The following is a 2,489-nucleotide window of genomic DNA, read 5'->3' as shown; positions in this document are numbered from 1 at the left end:
GGGGGGGTTTTTTATTGGTGGCTTCTCAGCCAAGCGGATGCAGCGGATAGTCTCCGCTGAGCAAAGGCTTACAGAGGATCTTGTAACCATCCTGGTCAAATCCGGCGGGCAGACGGGTCAACTCCGCCGCCTGGTCGAGCGATTCAACGGCGCCCAGCCACAGCCAGTTATGAATGACGTGATACTGCGTCATGTCCGGGCCGCGCTCCTCCAGCGCCACGGGCCCCGCCCACGGCCAGCACACCAGCTGCAGTCTGCTCATCTGCGCCAGCAGGCGCTCTCTGTGCGCCTCCACGCTCTCCTTTCCACAGCAGGCCCCGGCGCAGCGGCCCAGCGCGGAGCGAAAGCAGGCGCGGCCGCGGCTGAGCGGTTCCAGACCAAGCAGGCCATAACAGAGGCGCTGTTCGTCAGCGAGGCTCTGCAGCATCTGCAGCGCCGCCCGCCGGTTGGCGAACAGGCCATAGAGATGCTGCTGGTGCGAGAAATCAACCTCACGGGCATAGACAATCTGCGGCCGGTCGTCCGCAAGTAGCCAGGCGCAGAGCTGCTTGTTACGCCGTAGCCGCTTGTTAAACAGCGGCTGCTGCTCTTTAATCAACCGCGCCTCCAGCAGCAGCGCTCCCAGCTCGCCAGCGGTGCGCTGCCAGGTGATACGCCGCGACTGACGCAGCATCGCGGCCTCTTCAGGGGTGCGCAGGTGGGATAACACCCGGCTGCGGAGGTTGACGCTCTTACCGATATAGAGCGGCATCGTGTCGCTGTCGCCGTGAAACTGATAGACGCCCGGCAGCTTCGGCAGCGCCTCCAGCCACGGGCGAAGATGTTCGGGATATTCATAGATCGCCGCCGCCTCAAACTCGAGACGCGGGGCTGATTGCTTTCTGGCCACAATAACTCCTGGTACTGTCTATCCATCCAGTATAGCAGGCCATTTTTGCGGCGAAAAGGACAAAAAATAACCCCGGCGCAGGCCGGGGCGGGGGGAGAGACTATTTTTTCCAGAAATCGTCAAAGACGGTGATCGGCGGCCGACGCTTGTGTTCGGTTTTCAGATACCAGCCCTCGATCGTTTTGGCGATGCTCGGGTCCAGCGTTTTGCCTTCCAGATAATCGTCGATGTTCTCGTAGGTGACACCCAGGGCCACTTCATCCGGCAGGGAGGGGCGATCGTCTTCCAGGTCGGCGGTGGGCAGCTTCTTATACAGATGTTCCGGGCAGCCGAGATGGGCCAGCAGCTGTTTGCCCTGACGTTTGTTCAGGCGGAAAATTGGGTTGATGTCGGTGCCGCCGTCGCCATATTTGGTGAAAAAGCCGGTAATCGCTTCCGCCGCATGGTCGGTACCGACCACAACTCCTTTGGTCATTCCGGCGATGCTGTACTGGGCCTTCATTCGCTCACGGGCTTTTTCATTTCCGCGAACGAAGTCGCTCAGTTCGATGCCTGCTTCGCGCAGCGCCTGTTCGCTGGCCAGCACCGCAGCTTTAATATTGACTGTCAACACCCGGTCAGGCTGGATAAATGCGATGGCGTCCTGGCAGTCCTGCTCATCAGCCTGCACGCCATAGGGTAAACGGACGGCGATAAACTGCAGGCTACTGTCGCCGGTTTCGGCACGCAGTTCGTTAATCGCTATCTGGCACAGTTTTCCCGTCAGGGTGGAGTCCTGACCGCCGCTGATACCCAGCACCAGCGATTTAATAAACGGGTAGGTCTGCAGGTATGACTTCAGGAAATCGACGCTGCGGCGGATCTCGCCTGCGACATCAATCTGCGGCTTTGCGCCCAGCGCCTGAATAATCTCTTGTTGTAGCGTCATCGCGCCCTCCGAAAGTGAATCTGTTTGGCAAGCTGTTGGCTTAAAGCTACCTCTTTGCCGCTGAAACGACAAGGACCGGGGTTTTGACTGCCGGAAAAGAAGGCAATCAATGACATAGGTTTTCATTATAGATGCTGTACCGCGCATTGCGCCGCCGTCCGACGTCGGCAGATCAATCCTGTTTACGCAATAACATAACCTGACATGATTTCGCTGTTCGGCTTGAAAAATAACACTATTTATTCCAGGCTTATCGTTACACAGTAGAAAAGAGGAACCAAAATGAACAAAAGCTTAGCAGGAATACTGGGCGTCACCGTCGCGTTAACCTTACTGGCGGGCTGTACCGCTTACGATCGTACCAAAGACCAGTTTACCCAGCCGGTGGTGAAAGATGTGAAGAAAGGGATGTCGCGTCAGCAGGTGATGCAGATCGCCGGCAAACCTTCAACGGAAGTCACCATGGTCCATGCCCGCGGCACCTGCCAGACCTATATCCTCGGTCAACGAGATGGTAAAGTTGAAACCTACTTTGTGGCCCTCGACGAAACGGGTCACGTCATGAACTCCGGCTACCAGACCTGCGCCGAGTATGATACCGACCCGCGCAACGCCAGGTAAGCTTCCTACTGTTTACTGACTTCTACGTAAGCCCCCCCCCCCCGCGGGGGG

Annotated in this window: 3 protein-coding genes; 1 reads left to right on the top strand and 2 read right to left on the bottom strand. The window is 57.8% G+C overall.

The window, feature by feature from the left end:
- Positions 1-25: 25 nt before the first annotated feature.
- Together cho and nadE are read right to left on the bottom strand one after the other, a co-directional pair.
- Complete coding sequence (gene cho, locus HMPREF9538_RS04685; RefSeq protein WP_004176514.1) at positions 26-889, bottom strand: excinuclease Cho; 864 nt, start codon at positions 887-889, stop codon at positions 26-28.
- A 100-nt stretch (positions 890-989) separates the two neighbouring features.
- Positions 990-1,817 carry an ammonia-dependent NAD(+) synthetase gene (gene nadE, locus HMPREF9538_RS04690; protein ID WP_004151921.1) on the bottom strand — a complete coding sequence of 276 codons (828 nt, stop codon included), beginning with the start codon at positions 1,815-1,817 and terminating at the stop codon, positions 990-992.
- 282 nt (positions 1,818-2,099) lie between these two features.
- Here nadE and osmE point away from each other — a divergent pair, with 282 nt between their 5' ends.
- Positions 2,100-2,438, top strand: coding sequence for an osmotically-inducible lipoprotein OsmE (gene osmE, locus HMPREF9538_RS04695; protein ID WP_002901544.1), 339 nt, complete (start codon positions 2,100-2,102; stop codon positions 2,436-2,438).
- The last annotated feature ends 51 nt before the right edge of the window (positions 2,439-2,489 follow it).

The sequence above is a fragment of the Klebsiella sp. MS 92-3 genome, from assembly GCF_000195655.1.
GTDB lineage: Bacteria > Pseudomonadota > Gammaproteobacteria > Enterobacterales > Enterobacteriaceae > Klebsiella > Klebsiella pneumoniae.
This window is presented reverse-complemented; position numbering and strand designations above follow the sequence as displayed.